The organism is Bradyrhizobium sp. HKCCYLS1011 (assembly GCF_051167795.1).
Taxonomy (GTDB): domain Bacteria; phylum Pseudomonadota; class Alphaproteobacteria; order Rhizobiales; family Xanthobacteraceae; genus Bradyrhizobium.
Genome location: NZ_JBNPTT010000017.1, coordinates 105,024 through 125,519, shown reverse-complemented (window position 1 = coordinate 125,519; position 20,496 = coordinate 105,024). Strand labels below are relative to the sequence as shown.

24 protein-coding genes are annotated in these 20,496 nt (G+C 62.0%); 4 read left to right on the top strand and 20 right to left on the bottom strand.

The features are described from left to right. Positions 1 to 2: 2 nt before the first annotated feature. The 19 genes from hypB to ACQR1W_RS38720 all read right to left on the bottom strand — a co-directional run bounded on the left by hypB (position 3) and on the right by ACQR1W_RS38720 (position 16,767). Positions 3 to 980: a hydrogenase nickel incorporation protein HypB gene (hypB, locus tag ACQR1W_RS38810; RefSeq protein ID WP_434855698.1), complete on the bottom strand. Its 978-nt coding sequence runs from the start codon at positions 978 to 980 to the stop codon at positions 3 to 5. After that, a complete protein-coding gene (hypA, locus tag ACQR1W_RS38805; RefSeq protein WP_434855697.1) occupies positions 980 to 1,321 on the bottom strand; it encodes a hydrogenase maturation nickel metallochaperone HypA in 342 nt (113 codons plus the stop codon). Before hypA ends, hypB begins: the two co-directional genes overlap by 1 nt. After that, a complete protein-coding gene (locus tag ACQR1W_RS38800; RefSeq protein ID WP_434855696.1) occupies positions 1,314 to 2,405 on the bottom strand; it encodes a hydrogenase assembly protein HupF in 1,092 nt (363 codons plus the stop codon). The genes hypA and ACQR1W_RS38800 overlap by 8 nt, the downstream gene beginning before the upstream one ends. Then, a complete protein-coding gene (gene hybE / locus ACQR1W_RS38795; protein ID WP_434855695.1) occupies positions 2,402 to 2,914 on the bottom strand; it encodes a [NiFe]-hydrogenase assembly chaperone HybE in 513 nt (170 codons plus the stop codon). Before hybE ends, ACQR1W_RS38800 begins: the two co-directional genes overlap by 4 nt. Next, positions 2,911 to 3,120, bottom strand: a complete 210-nt coding sequence (locus ACQR1W_RS38790; protein WP_434855694.1) for a rubredoxin — start codon at positions 3,118 to 3,120, stop codon at positions 2,911 to 2,913. Before ACQR1W_RS38790 ends, hybE begins: the two co-directional genes overlap by 4 nt. Next, the gene (locus ACQR1W_RS38785; protein WP_434855693.1) at positions 3,117 to 3,980 is read right to left on the bottom strand and encodes a hydrogenase expression/formation C-terminal domain-containing protein; all 864 of its coding nucleotides are present in this window, start codon (positions 3,978 to 3,980) and stop codon (positions 3,117 to 3,119) included. The genes ACQR1W_RS38790 and ACQR1W_RS38785 overlap by 4 nt, the downstream gene beginning before the upstream one ends. Then, the gene (locus ACQR1W_RS38780) at positions 3,977 to 4,423 is read right to left on the bottom strand and encodes a hydrogenase accessory protein (RefSeq protein ID WP_434855692.1); all 447 of its coding nucleotides are present in this window, start codon (positions 4,421 to 4,423) and stop codon (positions 3,977 to 3,979) included. Before ACQR1W_RS38780 ends, ACQR1W_RS38785 begins: the two co-directional genes overlap by 4 nt. Before the next feature lie 225 nt (positions 4,424 to 4,648). Continuing rightward, positions 4,649 to 4,939 carry a HypC/HybG/HupF family hydrogenase formation chaperone gene (locus tag ACQR1W_RS38775; protein ID WP_434855720.1) on the bottom strand — a complete coding sequence of 97 codons (291 nt, stop codon included), beginning with the start codon at positions 4,937 to 4,939 and terminating at the stop codon, positions 4,649 to 4,651. 27 nt (positions 4,940 to 4,966) lie between these two features. Next, on the bottom strand, positions 4,967 to 5,548 hold the full coding sequence (locus ACQR1W_RS38770; protein WP_434855691.1) for a HyaD/HybD family hydrogenase maturation endopeptidase: 582 nt from the start codon (positions 5,546 to 5,548) through the stop codon (positions 4,967 to 4,969). A 9-nt stretch (positions 5,549 to 5,557) separates the two neighbouring features. Continuing rightward, positions 5,558 to 6,292 carry a Ni/Fe-hydrogenase, b-type cytochrome subunit gene (cybH, locus tag ACQR1W_RS38765; protein WP_434855690.1) on the bottom strand — a complete coding sequence of 245 codons (735 nt, stop codon included), beginning with the start codon at positions 6,290 to 6,292 and terminating at the stop codon, positions 5,558 to 5,560. A 9-nt stretch (positions 6,293 to 6,301) separates the two neighbouring features. Then, positions 6,302 to 8,092: a nickel-dependent hydrogenase large subunit gene (locus tag ACQR1W_RS38760; RefSeq protein WP_008973578.1), complete on the bottom strand. Its 1,791-nt coding sequence runs from the start codon at positions 8,090 to 8,092 to the stop codon at positions 6,302 to 6,304. A 21-nt stretch (positions 8,093 to 8,113) separates the two neighbouring features. Further along, a complete protein-coding gene (locus ACQR1W_RS38755) occupies positions 8,114 to 9,217 on the bottom strand; it encodes a hydrogenase small subunit (RefSeq protein WP_434855689.1) in 1,104 nt (367 codons plus the stop codon). A 247-nt stretch (positions 9,218 to 9,464) separates the two neighbouring features. Continuing rightward, positions 9,465 to 10,904, bottom strand: a complete 1,440-nt coding sequence (locus ACQR1W_RS38750) for a nickel-dependent hydrogenase large subunit (RefSeq protein WP_434855688.1) — start codon at positions 10,902 to 10,904, stop codon at positions 9,465 to 9,467. After that, a complete protein-coding gene (locus ACQR1W_RS38745; RefSeq protein WP_434855687.1) occupies positions 10,901 to 11,917 on the bottom strand; it encodes a HupU protein in 1,017 nt (338 codons plus the stop codon). Before ACQR1W_RS38745 ends, ACQR1W_RS38750 begins: the two co-directional genes overlap by 4 nt. A 54-nt stretch (positions 11,918 to 11,971) precedes the next feature. After that, positions 11,972 to 13,108 carry a HoxN/HupN/NixA family nickel/cobalt transporter gene (locus ACQR1W_RS38740; RefSeq protein ID WP_434855686.1) on the bottom strand — a complete coding sequence of 379 codons (1,137 nt, stop codon included), beginning with the start codon at positions 13,106 to 13,108 and terminating at the stop codon, positions 11,972 to 11,974. Between the two features lie 185 nt (positions 13,109 to 13,293). Next, positions 13,294 to 13,560, bottom strand: coding sequence for a DUF3551 domain-containing protein (locus ACQR1W_RS38735; RefSeq protein WP_083841486.1), 267 nt, complete (start codon positions 13,558 to 13,560; stop codon positions 13,294 to 13,296). A gap of 517 nt (positions 13,561 to 14,077) precedes the next feature. Further along, positions 14,078 to 14,713 carry a response regulator gene (locus ACQR1W_RS38730; RefSeq protein WP_008973584.1) on the bottom strand — a complete coding sequence of 212 codons (636 nt, stop codon included), beginning with the start codon at positions 14,711 to 14,713 and terminating at the stop codon, positions 14,078 to 14,080. Between the two features lie 186 nt (positions 14,714 to 14,899). Further along, the gene (locus tag ACQR1W_RS38725; RefSeq protein WP_008973585.1) at positions 14,900 to 15,529 is read right to left on the bottom strand and encodes a response regulator; all 630 of its coding nucleotides are present in this window, start codon (positions 15,527 to 15,529) and stop codon (positions 14,900 to 14,902) included. A gap of 71 nt (positions 15,530 to 15,600) precedes the next feature. Then, entirely contained in the window at positions 15,601 to 16,767 is a 1,167-nt protein-coding gene (locus ACQR1W_RS38720; protein WP_434855685.1) for an ATP-binding protein, read from the bottom strand. A 908-nt stretch (positions 16,768 to 17,675) separates the two neighbouring features. On the opposite strand from ACQR1W_RS38720, the gene ACQR1W_RS38715 reads away from it, so the two are divergent. The 3 genes from ACQR1W_RS38715 to ACQR1W_RS38705 all read left to right on the top strand — a co-directional run bounded on the left by ACQR1W_RS38715 (position 17,676) and on the right by ACQR1W_RS38705 (position 19,014). Beyond that, positions 17,676 to 17,993, top strand: coding sequence for a DUF6894 family protein (locus tag ACQR1W_RS38715; RefSeq protein ID WP_434855684.1), 318 nt, complete (start codon positions 17,676 to 17,678; stop codon positions 17,991 to 17,993). A 64-nt stretch (positions 17,994 to 18,057) separates the two neighbouring features. Continuing rightward, positions 18,058 to 18,483, top strand: coding sequence for a hypothetical protein (locus tag ACQR1W_RS38710; protein WP_434855683.1), 426 nt, complete (start codon positions 18,058 to 18,060; stop codon positions 18,481 to 18,483). Positions 18,484 to 18,510: 27 nt separating this feature from the next. Then, a complete protein-coding gene (locus tag ACQR1W_RS38705; RefSeq protein WP_434855682.1) occupies positions 18,511 to 19,014 on the top strand; it encodes a DUF1269 domain-containing protein in 504 nt (167 codons plus the stop codon). Between the two features lie 21 nt (positions 19,015 to 19,035). On the opposite strand, the gene ACQR1W_RS38700 is transcribed toward ACQR1W_RS38705, so the two are convergent. Beyond that, positions 19,036 to 19,749 carry a Bax inhibitor-1/YccA family protein gene (locus ACQR1W_RS38700; protein WP_434855681.1) on the bottom strand — a complete coding sequence of 238 codons (714 nt, stop codon included), beginning with the start codon at positions 19,747 to 19,749 and terminating at the stop codon, positions 19,036 to 19,038. 275 nt (positions 19,750 to 20,024) lie between these two features. On the opposite strand from ACQR1W_RS38700, the gene ACQR1W_RS38695 reads away from it, so the two are divergent. Further along, a complete protein-coding gene (locus ACQR1W_RS38695) occupies positions 20,025 to 20,285 on the top strand; it encodes a DUF6894 family protein (protein ID WP_434855680.1) in 261 nt (86 codons plus the stop codon). Positions 20,286 to 20,496 lie beyond the last annotated feature (211 nt).

The following is a 20,496-nucleotide window of genomic DNA, read 5'->3' as shown; positions in this document are numbered from 1 at the left end:
GATCAGACCGTAGCCGCGCTCAGGGCTTGCGCGGTAACGCTCGCCCTGGCCTTTTCCGACTGCTTCCTGATCCAGGCATAGAACGCGGCAAAGCCTTCGCCGGTGCGCGCGGAGATCGTCAGCACCTCGATCTTCGGATTGACGCGCCGGGCATATTCGATGGTCTGCGCCAGATCGAAATCGACGGCCGGCGCGAGATCGATCTTGTTGATCAGCATCAAGGAGGAGGCTGCGAACATGTCCGGGTACTTCAGCGGCTTGTCCTCGCCTTCGGTGGTGGAGAACACCACGATCTTGCAGGCCTCGCCGAGGTCGAAGGCGGCCGGACAGACCAGATTGCCGACATTCTCGATGAACAGGATGCCGCCACGCAAGGACGGCAGCTTGCGATAGGCTTCGTCCACCATCGCCGCATCCAGATGGCAGCCTTTGCCGGTGTTGATCTGGATCGCCGGCACGCCGGTCGCCCTGATCCGTTCGGCATCGTTCGAGGTCTGCTGGTCGCCTTCGATCACCGCAACGGGACGGCCCTGCTTCAGCTCCGCGACGGCACGGACCAGGAGCGAGGTCTTGCCGGCACCGGGGCTGGAAACGAGGTTGAACGCGAGCACATCATCAGCGCCGAAGCGGGCGCGGTTGTCGGCGGCAATGGTGTTGTTCTTGCCGAGAATGTCGCGCTCGATCTGGACGATACGCGACGAGGAGATACCGGCGATCTCTTGTCCGGCCGGATTGGCGGTGCAGTCGATACGGCTGGCTTCGCCATGATCGTGATGATGATCATGGTCACCGTGATGATGATGGCCGTGACCGTGGTGGTGGTGATGGTCGCCGTGATTGCCATGGTTGTGGTCGTGATCGTGAGCGTGGCCATGATGATGGTGGCCATGCGCATGATCATGATCGCCATCATGATGGTGGTGCTCGTCACCGGCTTCGACGGACGCCTTGCCTTCGCTGCAGCCACAGACCGTGCACATCACTCGACCTCCAGTTCCTTGACCCGCATCTCCTCACCGCCAGTGACCTGCAGCTGGTAGCTGCCGCAGGACGGACACGGCGCGAGACGCTCGGCGATCTCGACACTTTGGGAGCAGTTGAGACACCAGGCCGTGCCCGGCTGCGTGATGATTTCGAGCGCAGCGCCTTCCGCCACCGTGCGCGCGGTGACCGCATCGAAACAGAACCGCAGTGCCTCGGGCGCGACGTGGCTGAGCGCGCCGATCTCGAGCCACACCGTCTTGACCTTCGAGAATGCGCCCTTGCGCGCTTCCTGCTCGACGATCTCGACGATGCCTTCGCACAACGCCATCTCATGCATCGGCCAGCTCCGTCAGCTCGACACGCACGCCGACGCAGGCATCGAATGCGCCGACCAGCGCCTCGACGGCGTCGCGGCTGTGCATGGAGGCGGCGGCGCCGGTCAGGGCCCTGGCCACCGGCCCGCGCGGATGAAAATTCCATTCGGTCGGCGCCAGAAATTCGGAGCGAACAATCTGGCCTGCGCCGTCGAGCTCGACCGCGTGATAGAGTCGCCCCCTGGCGCATTCGACCGCTGCGGCGCCACGCCCGCGTCCGAGCGGATAGCTCTCGACCACGCCACTCTCGCGCGTCTCGTTGTCGTCCTGCTGGTTCTCAAGCCAGCGAACGAGCTCGATGATTTCGGCGACCTTGGCCTCTAGCCGCTCAACCGGCGTCCCGGACGAGGCCGCCACAGATGTCATTCGCAAAGCGTGACGGGCCCAGACGCCGGTTTCAGGGACACGGCCGCTGAGATCGGGCCGATCGGCAAAGGATGCGCCCTCGTCAAGCAGACGTGTAACGATGAGCGGGTCGTCCGCCGCCGACAGGTGGCCTTGGTCTGCGAGCATAGGATGTGTCCAGTCGCGATCGTTCGCGGCCACAACAATCGAGGCCAGCGGGCTTTCTGGAACGATCTCCTCCGGCCGCAAACATAAGCCCAGCGCGGCAAGTGCGGTCTTGATCTGCGACAAGGTTTCAATGCGGGACCCGTCTGCCGTGTCGGCGGCGAGAGACGCCGCGGCCTGCAGCAGCTTGCGCAGGCCTACGATCGCGCCCCGATCCTGCGCAAGACGCGGCATCAGCAGACCACGCAGCAGTTCGGCGAGCCGCTCGGCGACGACAGCACGAGTGCGCCGCTGCCGCGTCAACGATGCGACTTCGCGCGCATATGCAGCATCCAGCGCCGACAGAAACGCAACCTGATGCGCAGCAGCGCACAGCGAAAACAGGCGCGGCAGGGCCGCTACCGCTTTCTCGGCGGGCTTGCCTGCGAGGATGCGGCTCAGAGGTGGACGGGTTCGCGGCCTGATATCGACGGCCGCGATCCGACCATCGACAACCGACAGTGCGAGATCGATCTGATCGCGGATGCCCGGGCTCACCGCGCACTCTCCGTCAGGCTTCCGCGCAGAAAGGCGCGGCGGTCGATAACGCTGCTGGTCTTTCCAAGCCCATTGACCCGCGGCGGATCGTCGGCGCATGCTGTCATCAGTTCGGCCGAGGCGGCCTGCGCCGCGGCACGTGCTGTGTCCATATCGGCGAACTCGAACATCGGTGAGAACAGCGAGCAGCTCGCGATCCGGCCGACCGGCTCGATCTCACTGACCGTGAATGTGAAGGTGCCCGCGGGAAAGTGGATCTGCAGATGGTCCGATGCAACTCCGTCCGCAGGCGTCACCACATTCATGAACCAGGGGGTGACGACGATGCCAACAATGTTACCCTGCATCTGCTGGAAACCGATCGCCTCCACGTCAAGCGCATCATGATAGATCGGAAGCTCACGCATGGTGCGCGCGCCAATGTCGCGGTAGGCCACAGCAAGCCGCTCGCCCCACGCGACCGGATCGGTGATGGGAGCTCCTGCCGGCTGGACCGCGATCGCGCTCATGCTTCGATCGCCATGAATTTCGATTTCGGTGCGTCGCAGGTCGGGCAGCGCCAATCCTCCGGCAAAGCGGTGAAAGCCGTCCCAGCGGGGATTTGTGCCACCGCATCGCCCTCCGCAGGGTCGTAGCAGGTCCAGCAGATGCCGCATTCCATGCGGACGCTATCTGCGAGATCGCTGGGCACGCCGAAATTCTCGAATCCGCTCATGTGAAATAAGCCTCGATGATCTCTTTGAGGCGCACGGCCGAATCCTCGAAATCCTCGTCGGCGGCGAGCGCTACCACCGGCACGCCGCCGACCTCGAGCGTATCGAGGATGATGGTGTCCATCGCGTTGAAGAACTGCACCGACCACACATTGCGCACGCCGGTGGCCAGCACACGGCAGGTCCCGTAACCGCGCGAGACCAGCTGGATCGGTCCGTTTCTGAGCGTGTCCTGCAGGAAACTCATATCGGCCGGGCTCATCGGCAGCAGCGTGAAGTTGATGGTCTGCGTGCGCGTGCCCGGCTTCCAGGCCAGCGTACGCTCGCGGATCTCAGCCAGCACCGGCAGCGCATTCATGATGCCCTCCGGCGCCGCCCCGATCTCGAAATCCGGCACGGTCAGATCGGCGGCAGCACGGGTCACGATTTCCGGCACCGGGCCGATCTCGATGTAGTCGTGCTGGCTATCCGCCTCCCAGCGCACGCGCCAGACTCCGGCCAGCACCGATTCCTGGATCTGCGCCAGCGATCCGCCGGGCAGCGCCACCACGCCGGCCACCTCGCCCTCGCCGAGCACGTCGTCGATCAGCCGTCGTTCGAGATCGTTGAGACCCGCGAGCCGGAACAGCTGGGTCGGCGCGTCGCTGGTCTGACGCGCGATGCTGTCGGCGACCTGCGACAACAGCACGATCGCATTCGGGCAGTTGCGTGCGAGTTCGGCACTGTCCAAGGTTGCAAGCTTGGCGAGCGCGCCTGCTGCGGTCAGGCCCTTGTGCGCAGCGTCAAGACTCTCCTCGCCGATCGGAAAGATGTTGACCGGCTGCTCCTCCCCCTCCGGGGCAATCCAGAAACCTGCTTTCATCGCTCGGCCCCTTGGGCGGTATGGGCGGGAATAATGCTGGCGACGACGGCTGCCTTGCCCGACTTCGGTCGGTCGATCAGCCGGGAGATGCGTTCGACATAAACAGACCAGTCCTGGATCTTGGCGATCAGGCCGAGGGTCTCACCGCCGCGGCAGAAGATCAGGCTCGGCTGCACGCGCACGCCGAAACGTTCGCCCAGCGTGGCCTCAGCCTCACGCGCGATGACGGCCCCATGCAGCCGGCCCTGAAAGGCCGTGATCAGCTCGGGGAGCACGATGGCGACGTCGAGCACTTCGGGAAATCGCACGGGATCGCCCGCGGAGAACAGGACCGCCACGCCCCCGGCGCAGTCGGCCGCGGTGAGAAAATCATCGATATTCGACGCATCGACCTCGGGCAGCCCACCCCGCCGCTGCGCGCGACCGCGCTCCTGAAACTCCATCGACGCTCCCTCCTGTCCAGTTTTTCGCTACTGGGAATTGTGGCTAGCAAGCGATGTGCCAGAGCGATCCAGCCTGAGCTTACGAACCAACTTATTGAAAATAGGAATGATTTTTATTGATCCGGCTCAACGCGTTGCCAGCTGGAAAGCTATTTTCCGGAGTTTGGCTGGAAATATTCCTACCAGACTGGATACTTTCTTATCAGCGCGCGGAGAGCCGGCCGCTTATCGCAAATGTTCGGGCAATTCCGGCTCGCGGTCGACCAGGTCGGCGAAGAAGCGATCGCAATCCTCGCCGTTGAGCGCTGCCTGCAGTCCCTGGATCGCATCGCCGATCAGGCGCGCCTCCTCGTCATCGAGCAACCGCACCGCGCTGTCGAGATAGACCAGCACCTTGGCGCCCACCGGCGGATCCGACAGCAGCAGCACCGAGACCCGCCGCAGTTCGTCGCCATATTGGCAGAGCGCGGTCGTGCCGTCGGTTTCGACAATGGTCATCGGCAGGCCCAGGCACATCGCCATGTTCTCCAATGGCGAGCCGGCTCAAGCCGAGCGCGCCCTCATTTCATAATTCAGGTGATCGATATCGTTTGCGAGCAGCCGCTCCGCCGGCGCGAGCGGCTCGGTGCGCGGCACCGGTGGCGCGCCCCATTGCGCCAGCAGCTCGCAGGCCAGCCGGATCGCCGGCTCGATCTGTGCCCGGACAGGCTCTGTCAACGGCCCGCCCCAATCTTCGAGATCAAGAGGCTGACAGCCGATCAAGGCAAGGCGCTTCGGATAGCGGCCCAGCAGATCAGCCGCGCTCAAGACCTCCTGAAAGCCGGTCTGATGCAGGCTCATCTTCTTGGCGCCGGTGAAGCGCGGCACCTCGTCATCGCGGACGAGCTTCAGCTCACCCGGCGCAAGACCGTAGTCGATGGCATCGAAGACGATGAGGGCATCGGCATCCTCGACGTAGTTCACGAGGTAAAGGCCCTGCGTGCCGCCGTCGAGGATGGTGACGTTGTCGGGAACGGCGTAGCGGCGGTGGAATTCCTCCACCACCCGCACGCCGAAGCCTTCGTCCGCCCACAGGATATTGCCGATCCCGAGCACCAGGATCCGGTCTTGCCCGGCATCACTCATACGGAGCCCCTATTCGCGGAATTGGCGCTCGCCTGAGACCATCGAGGAGATGATGCTCTGGCGCGACATGATGTCTTCGCGGATCGCGGCATAGATGTGCACCATCACAAACGTGACCAGCGCCCACATGCCGAGGTGATGCCACGTATGCACGTCCTGGCTGTTCGGCCAGATCGCAAACACCCAACCGAACAGTCTGTGCTGCCAGCTGTCGATCCCCTCGCCTTCCGAGTAGAGCGCAAATCCGGTGATGATCATGAAGGCCACGAACAGCGTGAACCCCGTGAACATCGCGGTCTGGGCCAACGGATTGTGGCCGACATACATCTTCGGTTCACGCTCCAGGAACGCGTACCAGCGGATTTCGTGCAGCACCTCCTTCCAGAACTGCACCCGATGCACCGGTACGTAGAAAATCTGCCGGGAGTGGTGGTTGCCGACGAAAGCCCACAGGACGCGGGCGAGGAAGAACACCGCCAAGATCTGTCCCGCGGCGAAGTGCGTGAAGCGAATATAGCCCATCAGGAAATGCGCCGAGGCCTCGCCGCCGACGGACGGCAGCGGCGTTCCGATAAAATAGCCGCTGACCATGAGCACGACGATCGCGAGCGCGTTCACCCAATGGCAGATGCGGACCGGGGCTTCATAGACATAGACCGTCGGGCGCCCGATCACGCGCTCGCCATGCGCGTCGGAGGCCCCCGTCTGCAACGAACCGTCCGGTGCGATTGTTCTGTCCAGCATGACGCCCTCCTATCGCACCTTCACGGTGGCCAGCTCCTGGCCGTCCGGGCTCATCACATGGGTGGAGCAGGCCAGGCACGGATCGAAGGAATGGATCGTGCGCAGGATTTCCAACGGTTTCTCCGGATCCGCCATCGGCGTATCCATCAGCGAGGCTTCGAAGGCGCCAATATTGCCCTTGGGATCGCGCGGCGAGCCGTTCCAGGTGGTCGGCACCACGCACTGGTAGTTGTCGATCTTGGTGTCCTTGATCTTGATCCAGTGCGCGAGCGCACCGCGCGGCGCCTCGGTGAAACCGAAGCCTTTGGCCTCCTTCGGCCAGCTTTCCGGCTTCCACTTCTCGACATTGGCAGTCGATGAATCGCCGGCCTTGATCCGCGCCACCAGCTTGTCCTGGAAGTAGCGCATCTGCCGCGCCGCCCATTGACATTCGAGCGCGCGCGCCGCGGTGCGGCCGAGCGTCGAGAACAGCGCCGTGACCGGCAGGTTCAGATCCTTCAGGAACTTCTCAGTCGGCTCCTTGAACTCCGGCTTGCCCTGGGCATAGCCGACGATGTAGCGCGCCAGCGGCCCGACCTCGACGGCATTGCCGCGCCAGCGCGGTGCCTTGATCCAGGAATACTTGCCGCCCTCGTCGAGCTCCTTGATGTCGGTCTTGGTGCCCTTGGCATTCGGCCCGAGCTGATAGTTCGGCTCGGTGATGCCGTCCCAGGGATGCAGACCCTTGGTCTCATCAGGGTATTTGTACCAGGAATGCGTGACGAACTCCTGGATCTGCTCGGGGTCGGCGTGGTCGATCGGCAGCACCTCCTTGAGATTGCCGTTCAGGATCACGCCGCGCGGCAGCTTCAGGTTCTTGGCCGAATAGTCGTTGGCATTTTCCGGAATGTCGCCATAGGCCATCACGCTCTTGCCCGACAGCCCGCCGCCGTAGAGCCAGTCCTTGTAAAAGGAACCGATCGCAGCGACATCGGGCAGATAGACCTGCTCCGTGAACTCGATGCAGCGGTCGATGATGGAGGAGACAAGGTTTAGCCGCTCCATGTTGATGGCGCCGACCGCGCCGGTGCCGTCGACATTGATGGCGCAGGGCACGCCGCCGACCAGCCAGTTCGGATGCGGATTCTTGCCGCCATAGATGGTGTGGACCTTGACGATCTCCTTCTGGAAATCGAGCGCTTCCAGATAATGCGCCACCGCCATCAGATTGGCTTCGGGCGGCAGCTTGTAGGCCGCATGGCCCCAATAGGCATTCTTGAACGGCCCCAGCTGGCCAGACTCGACGAACTTTGTGAGACGGATCTGCAGGTCCTTGAAATAGCCGGGCGAGGACAGCGGCCAGTCCGAGATCGATTGTGCCAGTGCGGAGGTTGCCTTCGGGTCGGCCTTCAGCGCCGACACCACGTCGACCCAGTCGAGCGCATGCAGATGGTAGAAGTGCACGAGGTGATCATGCACCTGCAGGCAGAGCTGCATGATGTTGCGGATCGAGTTGGCGTTCTCCGGGATCGAGATGCCGAGCGCGTTCTCCACGGCGCGCACCGAGGTCAGCGCATGGGTGCCGGTGCAGACGCCGCAGATCCGCTCGGTGAAGGCCCAGGCGTCGCGCGGATCGCGGTTGCGCAGGATGGTCTCGATGCCGCGCCACATCGTGCCGGTCGAGACTGCATTGCGAATGACATTGTTGGAGTCGACATTGACCTCGACGCGAAGATGTCCCTCGATCCGGGTCAAGGGATCGACAACGATCCGCTTGCCGGAATTATCGAGATTGAACCCATTGGGTGTCTGAATGCCCATCGTTACCTGCCCTGAAAAGAATTAGTTGTCCTGCCCGACGTTTTGTTTGGCATCGTCACGCTTGGTCGCGAGCCGCCTCACCGCGGTGACGGCCGCATGCGCGGCAACGGCGGCGCCGACCGCGCCGGCCGCGACCATGCCGACCTCGTCCGCATTGTGCTCGATGCCGAACTGCTTGATCGTGGTAAGGCGATCATAGAACGAGCCCTTGTCCCAGAAGCCGTCCTCCGAGCAGCCGATGCAGCCGTGACCGGATTGGATCGGGAACGAGACGCCGCCGTTCCAGCGCACCGTCGAGCAGGCGTTGTAGGTGGTCGGTCCCTTGCAGCCCATCTTGTAGAGACAGAAGCCCTTGCGCGCGGCCTCGTCGTCCCACTCCTCGACGAACTGGCCGGCATCGAAATGCGGCCGGCGATAGCATTTGTCGTGGATGCGCTGGGAATAGAACATCTTCGGCCGCCCCTGCCGGTCCAGCTCGGGCAGCTTGCCGAAGGTGGTGATGAAGGTGACGACGCCGGTCATCACTTCCGCGATCGGCGGGCAGCCCGGCACCTTGATGATCGGCTTGTTGGTGATGACCTTGTCGATCGGGGTGGCCTGGGTGGGATTAGGCTTTGCGGCCTGCACGCAGCCCCAGGAGGCGCAGGCACCCCAGGCGATGATCGCCATCGCATCCTCGGCCATCAGCTTCAGCTTCTCGACGAACGGCTTGCCACCGTCGATGCAGAACATGCCGCCTTCGTTGAGCGGTGGATTGCCTTCCACCGCGAGCACATACTGGCCTTTGTACTTGGCGCGGGTCTCTTCGAGAATCTCCTCGGCCTGATGGCCGGCCGCCGCCATGATCGTATCGTCGTAGTCGAGCGAGATCATCGACAGCACGGCATCCTTCACCAGGGGATGCGCAGAACGGATGAAGCTTTCCGAGCAGCAGGTGCATTCGAGCCCGTGCATCCAGATCACGGGAATGCGCGGCTTGGTCTCGAGCGCGTTGGCGATGCGGCTCGCTGCCAGCGGGCCGAGCCCCAGGCTGGTTGCGGTCAGGCTGCAGAATTTATGAAAGCTGCGTCGCGTGATGCCCTGGCGCCTGATCACGCTGTAAAAAGTTTCCGTTGCCGCGCCCATGAGCCCTCCCTTGATGATTGCTTTGGCGACCGCGCCTGGTCGCTGTTCGGGAAGGCAGACAGCAAGAAGCAGGCCAGGATCAATTGCAACTTTAAATCAGAATGATTCCAAGCGCTTGAAGACGTGACGCAGTCTCAAACCGGTGTCGCGGGCGTGTCGTCACGGCGGAAGCGGAAACAACCGACTTTGCAGTTCGACAACGAAGTTTCCGGCACGCCCCTCTCAAGCATCGCGCGATGCCACAACATCAATGCGCAGTGCACACCATGCAGGGATCGAACGAGCGCACCACGTGCTGGACGCCGACTGCGCGCGCGCCGGCGGAGCCAACTTCCGTCCCGACCAGCGCCTGCTCGAGCGGCCCGGCAACGCCATCGGCATCGCGCGGCGAGAAATTCCAGCTGGTCGGCGCGATGATCTGATAGCGCTCGATCTTGCCGTGGTGGACTGCGAGCCAATGGCCAAGGCTGCCGCGCGCCGCTTCGACCAGACCAACGGAGTGACCATCGGAGATGTCGCGGGCGTTGACACAGAACGGCTCGTTGAGACGCAGCGCCTTGACCCAGCTTTCGATCGCAACCGCCAGTCGGGCGGTCTCAATCAGCCGGGCGATCACGCGGTTGCGGACATTGCTGCCGCTCTCTGCAACGAGCGCGGCAATCAGCGATTGGCCGTCAATGGCCTGCCGCGCCAGTGCGCCGACCTCGACCGGCTGGCCGGCAAGCCGTGGCGCCTTGCACCAGCTATACGCGTTCGGCTTGTCGGCATCCGGCACGGTCGCGCTCTCTGCCGGATCGAGCGAGGTGTCCCGCATCCAGGCGTGCGAGACGTCCTCGGTGATCTGACCGAGCGGGAGCGGCGCGACTTGCGCGGACGAGCTGAGGACGCCTGCGCGGAAATGCGCGCCCTCCTGATCATGGTAGGCGCCAAAGCTCATCAGGCGCCCCGTACCCTTGCCGAGATCGGCGAGCGCAAGCGCGTCAGCAATCCGCAGGAAATGCGCGAAATCGCCACCGCGGCCGTCGCGCCAGCGGTCGAGCTCATGCGCGCTGGACAGCGCCAACACATTCTCCAGCCTATCGGCAAACACAACACGCTCGAGAAAGCCACGGAACGCGGCCGCAATCGAGGTCAGCCGGATACGTTCGCCGAGCTCGATCGCCCGCGTCGTGCCGCCTGGCTGAAAGGCAAGGCTATGCGGCCATTTGCCGGCGATCACGCCCATGATCTCCAGCAGCCGCGCACGGGCAGGCAGCGCCTCGCGCGCGGCGCTGCCGTGCGTCGCCTTGAAACGTTCTGTGGCCGGAGCATGCCAAGCCTGTGCCGCATAAGCTTCGCGCGCGAAGTCAGGCATGAAGAACACGTAGAAATGCGTCAGATGATCGGCGGCGTTTTCTGCCGCATGCGCGATATTGGTCGCGAGCAGGCCGTTGGGCGCAGCGTCCAGCGCCATCGCGGCCCGCAATGCAGCCGCAGCGGCGACTGACTGCGAGACCGAACAGATGCCGCAGATGCGCGGCGCGATCACCAGTGCGTCGAGCGGCGGACGCCCCTCCAGGATCTGCTCGAAGCCGCGGTAAAGCGGCGCGGTCACCTCGGCCCGCGCCACCCGCCCATCTGCGATATCAAGGCGCACCTCGAGGTCGCCCTCGACACGATTGAACGGGCCGACCGCGATCCGGGTCATGGCGCGCGTTTGCCGCTGGGCCGGGTCGGCGGCACCACGACGTGATCCGACGTCGCATTGACCCGCACGCGCCGCGGGGTTGCGGATTTCGACAGGGCCGCGAGCGCAACGAACCAAGCCTTCGGCATGTCAGTCGGCAGGCCGACCGGGATGCCGGCAAGCTTGGCCGTCTCCAGATAATTCTGCGCCGCCTCGAAGCCCGGCGACGTGCAGGCAATGCAGGCATAGCCACCCTTGGTGCAGGAGCCTCCGCCATTCCAGGAGCGCTGATTGCAGTCGCCGACGGCTTGCGTCGCCCGGCACCCGAGATGCTCCATCAGGCAGCCGCGCTCGGACATCGCTTCGGCGCTGGCCTTGAACTCATAGAATTCGTTGCGCGAGCAGCCGTGATGCGCGAGATGATTGGCGATGAATTTCGGCCGGCCATATCCGTCGAGATCGCCGGACGCGAGATCACCGGTGCCAAGTGCCAACAAGGTTTCCATGATCCAGCCGGGATGCGGCGCGCATCCCGCGATGTTGATCGCCGGCAGCCCGCGGCGCGACCGGAAGCCGCCCCCCAGCGCGCCGCCGCTGTCGGTGCCCTCGAACTGCAGCCCGACCGCATCGGTCGGATTGGAGCCGGCGGCCGGAATTCCGCCATAGGCAGCACAGCTGCCGACCGCGACCACATAATCCGCGAGCGGCGCGAGTTCTGAGACCCAATGATAGATTGAACGGTTGGTGCCGGCGAGCATGTTGAAACGCCCGGTCAGATCAGGCCCGCGCGCAACCGATCCTTCGAGCACAAGAACATCGAGCCGCTCACGTCCGTCGCGAACGGCTTCCAGGATATCCAGCACCTCTGCGCCGGTCTCCTCGCTGACCGAGGGATGCCACAGAAGCTCGATGCCGGACTGCCTCAGCTCATCGAACCAGCCGGATGCGCCGCTCTCCAGGATCGACATGGTACACCCGCCGCAGCTCGCCCCCTGCAGCCAGAGCATCTTCATCTTCCGATCGGACAAGGCCATCTCCGGGCGTCTTCCAACTCATCTGGCGCGCGATCGCCACCGAAAGGACGGGGATCACAGCGCGAGCTTGTGATTTTGCGCTTCTGTCGGAACGCTGGCAAGCACCGCTCCGTCGGGATGGCGTCGGTGACATTCGACCGCGCTTGCGGCGGTATCCCGCCGCCGGTTGATCAACATCGATCCGATCCAGACCGCGCCAAGCAAACCGATCACGACAATCCCGAGATCGGCGAGATGGGCATTGAGATCGCCAACCACATTCCACACGCTGCCCGCGAGGCCGAACCGCGCCCCCAACAGCTGAGCCGTCTCGATGCCACCAATGATAAAGGCAATCATGACGGATGCCGCTGTTATCGCCAGATTGTAGCGAAGCTTGCGATGCGGATCCGTCAGCGCCCATCGATAGGCGGCAGTCATCAGCACGCTGTCAGCGGCATCGACCGTTGCCATGGCCGCAGCGAACAGCGCCGGGAACACCAGAACATGCATGAGCGAGGTTCCACGTGCGGCCTCCGTCGCCGATAGGCTCAACAGGCCGATCTCGCTCGCGGTATCGAATCCAAGGCCGAACACGAGACCGAGCGGATACATGTGCCACGGGCGGCTCACCATGCGGAGCAGCGGCCTTAACACACGGACCAGGAAGCCACGTTGCGGCTCGGCCGAACTGATCGCGACAACGTTGCGCGCGCCCTGGTCAGACTGCCGCAGCGAGCGAAACCTGCGCCAGAGGTCGAACAAAACGACCAGATTGGCCGAAGCGATCAGCAGCAGGAACGCAGCGGAGACCGACGTGCCAACGGCGCTGCCGAACGACCTGATCAGGCTGTCGCTATCAGCCAAGCCTATCGTCGCCATGCTTGCCAGCAGGATGGTGGCCGCGACCACGACGCTGGAATGGCCGAGCGCGAAATAGAGGCCACTGGCACGCGGCATCTCGCCCGCATGCATCAGTTTCCTGACAACGTTATCGATCGCGGCGATGTGGTCGGCATCGACGGCATGGCGCAGGCCGAGCAGCCAGGCCAGCAGCGCGGTGCCGACGACAGCAGGCCGCTCCGCATACAGCGCGAACGCCCAGGCCCAGGCAAGGCCGTTGGCGATCAGGAGCCCGCCGGCCAAGGCAGCCGGACCGGTGGTCCTGTCGCGCAGCCGACGTGCCGGATGATCATTGGCAAGAATCGTCATACTTTGCTGAGAGCAAGTCCCGCGCCATTTGGTCCGTGCCAAAATTTCTTGGATCTTCAACGGCGGCGGGCAGCTGGCAGAGGCCATATTGGCACCTCGTGGCAAGCCGCTTACCAGCCGCCGACGGCCGCCCTGGCGACATGGGCCTGCACATCGGCTAACCTCACGGACACAAGACCTGATCGCTAGCCTTGCCGCGGTCCCGCAAACGTGTGTCGCGGGTTCCTGCCGCAGCGGGCGTTAGTCCCAGATGCGGCTGCCAGACACTGGCTGCGAGTCGCGAATTGACAGTTCCCGGGATAGCCCCATCGCCTTCCTTGCAGACAGTATCGATCCTGTATGCCGGAGGTCGCCCGCGTAACACGGTCGCGCGCCTGACCTGGCGAACTCGAGGTCGCAATCGCAACAAGGCCAATCGCAAACAATGAAGCGAATAGAATGTGGCCGCGCATGGCACAACTCCCGGTCTCGGACTACAAGGCGAGCCGTCGGCCAATCGTGGGGCATGATCGAGCATTTCAGCGACAACTCGATTGATCTGCCGTGACGACCATGCACGTCGGCGCGATCGGCCTTCGACACGGAAATCCACCTAACACCGATGCTGGAAGTTGGCGATGCGGGTTTTACCCGGGCCCGGATCGGGACAAGTCCACCTTCGGGTCATCGCCTTTACTTAGTGTTCTGGGAGTGTGCAGCGGATTCGATGGCGCGCCCGCTTTCAGTCCGGTTGGATCGTGCTCTTGCGCAGCATTTCCGTTGCCTCGGCACAAGCTTGCGTCCAGGCGCCTGACGTGGAGTTCCCGGGGGTCACGACCCAGCGAAGCGCGCCCACTCATAGTTTCAGCTCTCGACCATGAGGTTAATACCGGATGTTCGGGACCGTTCCGACGGGGCATGGTCTACCAATGAGAGGAGCCTGTCCTCCCAAGACTGGCCCACCCTCAGGTGGGCATTTTTTTGATAGCTTCAGGGCTCGATCAATTTCTTGCGGATCGCATAGCGTACCAGCTCGGCCGTCGTCGACGTGCGAAGCTTGTGCATCGCCGATGCTCGGTGGGTTTCGACGGTCTTTATGCTGAGTTTCAAGATCGAGCCGATGGATTTGTTGGTGTATCCCTCCGCGATCAGCTGAACCACACTCTGCTCTCGCGGAGTGAGAAGCGTTGATGACCGGTTCTGCTGGTGGAGCTGGTAGTCGCTAAGCAACTTCTCCAGCAACACGCCGGTGAAGTAAGGCCTTCCCTCCAACAGAGCCTCGATCGCCGAAATGAGATGCTTGCTGGCATCCGATTTCAACAGGAAACCGCGAGCTCCCGTCAGAAGAGCCTCGGTCAGAATCTCCTCGTCTTCGTGCATCGTGAGAAGCAGCACCTGCGAAGGGAGATGGAGCGCCTTGATGCGCCGGCTCACTTCCAACCCGTTCATCAAAGGCATCGAATAGTCGACGATGACAATGTCCGGCCTCGTCTTGGCAGACAATGCCACCGCCTGCTCGCCGTCAATCGCGTCTCCACTTACGGTCCAATCGGGTCGTGCCTGAATGATCGCACGAAGTCCCGAGCGTACCACCTCATGATCATCCGCGATCAATATCCGTTTCACAGCGTCGTCCCGTATACCGGCGCCGCAATTATCGGCGGTTGTCTGCAGGTTCAAGCGGGCAGGTTGACAGCGTACTGATCGATCTTCCAGCGACCATTGCGCAAAACCCGAGGAATCTCGCAGGAAATGTATTGAGATCGCGCACGCAGTCTCGCCTAAACACCGGCGCGATACGAGACTGTCCCGTTACGGTTCCACGAGGTTGGCACGTACTGCGTATCGAACCAGGCCTGCCGTCGAGTTGACTTCCAGCTTGCGCATTGCGGCCGCACGATGCGCTTCGGTGGTCTTGACGCTGAGGTCCAGCATGGCGCTGATACGCTTGTTGGTATAGCCCTCCGCGACCAGCTTCACAACCAGCCGCTCTCGCGGCGAGAGGTGATGATACCTGTGCTTGTCCTCACCCAAACTGCCGTTCAGTTCGCTCGCGCAACTGTCCGTGCAGAATGCCTTGTGCACCAGAAGCGACTCGACCGCAGCCAGCAAGAGCTTGTTGGCATCTGATTTCAACAGGAACGCGCGCGCCCCCGCCTGGAACGCCTGCTGCGCAAGTAGACCTGAATTGTGCACGGTGAAGATTAGAATCTCCGTGTGCATCCGATATTCCTTGATGCGCCGCGCAACCTCCACCCCCGTCATGCGCGGCATGGAGAAATCGAGTATCGCGACATGGGGCTGGCTTGCGACGGCCGCGGCGAGAGCCTTGCTGCCGTCGTTCGCCTCCGCAACGACTTCCCAGCCGGGGTGCTGTTCCAGGACAGCCCGCAGTCCCGAACGGACCGCTTCGTGATCATCAGCAATGAGAAAACGCTTCATGGCGAGGCAACTCCAAACTCGTACCGCTTCGCGCGATCCAATCGGTGCCCAAACGCGATGTCCCCGTCTGACTATCGATCCACCATTTCGTTCATGGGCTGCTTGCGCGAAAGCTGATGATTGCGGCGGCCTTTGACCGAGCGCGCCACATGTCCACGGGGAAATGCCGCGCGCAGGACAGTACCGGACTGCCCTCCTTTCCGAGAATAGATCTCGAGCATACCTCCCATCTGCTGCAGCCTCGCCTGCATTGCGGGAATTCCGACGCCGAGTGATTTTGTTTTGGAGTGATACCCGGCCCTGGCAAGAGCCGGGATGCCGCGCCCATTGTCGGTTACGCTCAGCTCGAAATGCTTACCGGCCACCTCGATGGCAACGTCGACCGCAGTTGCTTTCGCGTGACGGAAGACGTTCGTCAGGGCTTCTTGAATGACTCGCAGCAGCGACCGCTGCGTTTCATAAGGCAGCCGATCGACGCTGGGCACAATCCGAGCGCTGACATCCAACGACGTGCGTGCGGCAAAGCCCTCAGCATAGTGTTCAACCGTCGCCCTCAACCCGGACGCCGCGAGGTTTTGCGGGTGCAGCAGATAAGTAAATGTTCGGATTTCCCTCAAGGCGCGATCGATCGAGGCGTTGATATCGTCGTAAATCTGCTCGGCCTCGGCCGATTGGCTCAAACAGCCTCGTATCCGCATCAGACCGAGGCTCGCAGCAACCAAATGCTGACAGGTTGAGTCGTGCAGATCGGACGCGATCCGCTGCTGAATGTCCTCCTGAATGGAAGCTAACCGGGCGGTTATGCCTGTATCGTCCCGGTCCATCTCCAGGGCGCCTTCCACCGGCTCTTCACTCGCGACGCGATGGCTCCCGATCAATCGAGTGATGTTGCCCGTCAGCGGATCGCACATCGGCGCAACGACTGTCTCGATGTTTCGCGGAACTCCACCGAGCGCTAGCGGATGACGCAGACGTGTTTCGTCGCCTTGGGCGAGACAGGCATCCAGGACCTGATAGACGGACCTGGCATCTTCTGTCCCCATACAGTCGCTGACGGCCATCTCCCGGATCTCTTCCGAAGCGATCCCAATAAGCGCTTCGAACGCCGGGTTTATAGCTTCGTAGACGAAACGGCCCCCGTATGATGGGCGCACGACGAAGAGAAGCTCTCGAGCGAACTTCCAGTACAGCCGTTCCTTGGTGCCCTGGGCGTCAATCTGGGCCTCGATGCGCGCCAAGTTCAGGACACTGGATCCACCAGCCCCCCTGGCAGAAGCGTTGTCAGACCTCACGGTACACACTCCGCTTATGACCTTCCAACTTGGAAAGTCCGTTCCTGCCCCGGAACTACTCCAGTATACACCGTCGGTTAAGTTATACCATAGGTCGATTCATCTTTCAGTTGAGATCGCGGTTTTGTGTAATGAGTCACGCGCAACGGAGGCGGAGCTCGCTGCACTGCTCAAATGCTATGGAAACAAAAATAAATTGCGTTTCGTCGAAGCCCAGGACCGGTGGGCGCTCTAGTCCGCGGAGTGGATTTTTGTTCCATGATTATACTGAGCTAAGCTTCTTTTGGTCTGGATAACAGCTATCAATACTTGGCAACGCTGTCCCTCACTCCTAAGGATACCACCTGAGGGTGAATTATCAAATTTTTTGGAGTGCGACAGCGGGCCGCACAGGGGCGATTACGGCAACAACAGGTGGCTGGTTCCGCTGGTTCCGATGCCGGATTTCCGGGGAACTCAAGCCAACCATGCTGCCTGCGCCCGATCGGCCCTAACCAGAGTGTGCTGTCTGCCAGCTCAGGCGACCGTGATGAAGGCAATTCGCCCAGCGAAAAGTTGGCGGAGATGATGCCTCAGCCGAGACACGAGACATGAGTCTCATCACCAGATTCATAGGAGATTCCTTAGCCTTGATCGGGCAACCACCCGATATCTGTGTCAGATGAGGAGCGTAATGTTAGACGCGAAGCAGGATTAGAAGACGGCGTTCTGGTCGCGTACGCCTAAGCTCACCAGTTCTGATCACGACGGCGCCGCGCCTTGGTCGCAGCTCGGCAAACGCGCTCCGACCGGCCGTCCTCGACAAACGTAGATGTGCGTACCCTCCTCGACTCCAACACAGCTGAAAGTTGCACATGCCACGCTTTTACTTTGACCTCTATTTCGATCGCTACGTCGTGCTCGATCCGGGCGGAATGCCATTCGAGCACAACGCGGGTGCGCAGGTCGCAGCGCTACAAATGGCGCGCGATCTTGCAATCATCCATTCCGAGCTACGGAACGGTCGTGGCTGGATACGCGTCAGAGACGAGAGGCGACACGAAATCCAGCGCTTCCCAATCGACGTAGACCCTGACTCCGCATGGTCGATGGCCACACGGGAGCCAACGGCGAGAGTTATGAGCCACAGCCGCTCCTCACACGAAGAAGATCCTTCCAATCGTCAATTTTGAGTTCTCGCTCCGATCGAGCCGATCTGATGGGGACATTGTCGTTTCTCGTTCTTGGAGATGTTCAATGGGAGAGGCCGCAGTCCTCGTCGCCGTCACAGGCTTTGCTGTCGGCACGATGTTTCCGATCACCGCTCTGCTCCCATTTCTGATTGTGGTATTGATGGCTTCGATCCTGTTTTCGGTACATCGAGATTTATCGCTCTTCCATACGGCATTGGTCATCATCCTCGCGCAAGCCATCATTCAATACGGCTACTGTCTCGGCGTTGTCGTACGATTCGCTCTGATAGACCGTGGTCGCGGGCGGCGTCTCGAGAGAGACAATTCACAGATCTGGCAACTACGATTTTTCGATGAACCTGCCAGATCTCACTCGCGAGTCGCTGACGCGAGTCATCCCAAGATCCATCCGCCTGCCCCGGGGGTTTCCACCGATGTCGGCAATGCGAAACCGCGTGTTAAGCGCTATGAGCGGCCCGACGCAAGCTGACCAAATTTCGATCAGCAGGAGGTCTCCATGTCCGATCTGGTGGCGATCGTATATCCGACCGAGGCAGAAGCCGAACGGGTGCGTGAGCACCTCCTCCAGCTGCAGAAGGAGTACCTGATAACAATCAGCGACGCTGTGATAGCCGTCAAGACCGATGCGGGCAGCATCAGGCTCAATCAGCTCGTCAACACAACCGCGATGGGAGCGATCACGGGCAGCTTCTGGGGGCTGTTGGTCGGAGTGCTCTTTCTCAATCCGATTTTCGGCGTCGCAGTCGGCGCCGCATCAGGAGCGCTCGGCGGTGCACTTTCGGATTTCGGCATCGACGACGCTTTCATGAAGCAGCTTGCAATGACGATCCAACCTGGAAACGCCGCGCTGTTCGTCCTGATCAAGAACATGACTGCGGACAAGGTGCTCAAGGAAATCAAGGACGCCGGAGGAGTCGTTCTGAAAACATCTTTGGATGAGACCACGGAAAAGGCTCTCCGCGACGCGCTCGCGAGCGTCGCAGAAAGGCCGGCGGCCTGACCCGGTGAACTCGGCTTCGGCCTAGCGGCGACTGCCGACCAGACGCAGCAGCATCATGAACATATTGATGAAGTTGAGATAGAGCGACAGCGCGGCGATCACTGACTTGCGGCCGGCGGCCGTCTCATCGTCCCTGCCGTCGTACATCGCCTTGATACGCTGCGTATCGTAGGCAGTCAGACCGGCAAAGACGCCGATCCCGATGACCGAGATCAACCAGTCCAGTCCGGTCGATCGCAGGAAGAGATTGACCACGGCTGCGATAATGATTCCGATCAGACCCATGAACAGGAAGGTCCCCAGCCCGGACAAGTCCCGGCTGGTGGTATATCCAAAGACGCTGAGCGCCCCGAACATTGCCGCGGCGATGAAGAAGACGCGCGTGATCGAAGAGGCGGTATAGATGTGAAGCAGTGTCGAGACTGACACGCCCACCAGGGCGGCATAGGTAAAGAACAGCCACCGTGCGGCCGTCGCCGACAACGTATTGATGCGCGAGCTGATGAAGAACACCAGGGCCAAAGGCGCCAAAATGAAGATCCACATCAGGGGGCTCTGAAGCAATGCCGGACCGGTCAATTGATAGCTCAACCATGCGACAAGAGCGGTCAGTCCGACCCCCGCAGCCATGAAGTTGTAAACGCCGAGCATGTAGCCGTGCAGACCGGCATCCGCAGCAAGGTCTTGGCTGCCGATCGTGCCAGAACCCAGTGAATTTTGATCATAGTTGGACATAGCCCGTCTCCTCCCGGTACCATTGGCGAGGCGTGAACGTCGACGGTATTGCCGGGAGCATCTTGCGGGATATTGGAAAATCACCCGAGCGCCTGCGGCGAAAACCACCCGATCGTTTCGCAGCCTTCGACAGGAGAACGCGCCGATCAATCGGCCGCCATGGCGTGCCATTACGAAAGAGTAACCCGGGGGGCTGACGCCCTAATCCAAATTGGGGATATTCCCTTACACGTTTGTCACTGGAACCTGCTCTGCATCCGCCCTATTCAGCGCGGATGCGATACTTCTTTCACATCGTCGATAGATACGGCCTGTGTCAGGACAGGATCGGATTCGAGTGCGCCACCCGGCGCGCCGCGATCAAGCATGCCGAACACATCGCCGCCGAACTGGCGAGGGCCGGCGAGTTTCTTCGTGGCGGCGCCGTCTTTGTGACCCATGGCGCCGCATCGGGCGCGGATGTCGGAGCGGAACCCGGATGCTGCGGCCATCTGGGAAAACCGGGCAGCAATGGCGGGCGCGCGGTCCTGCCCTGACGTCCTACAGAGAATCCCGGATAGGCGACCGGAAGAAGCCCCCACAAAATCAGCGAGTTGGATGGCCGCGTATTGGTATGTTCTGCCCGCGGTGCCTCCGCCATCGACGGAAGAGGGCCATCACGCGCCATGGCACCTGCATCGCACGAGGTCGATCAGAAGCTCTCCCGCCTTGCGCCCATCGCGCGGCTGGATGTAGCATTCTCGCACT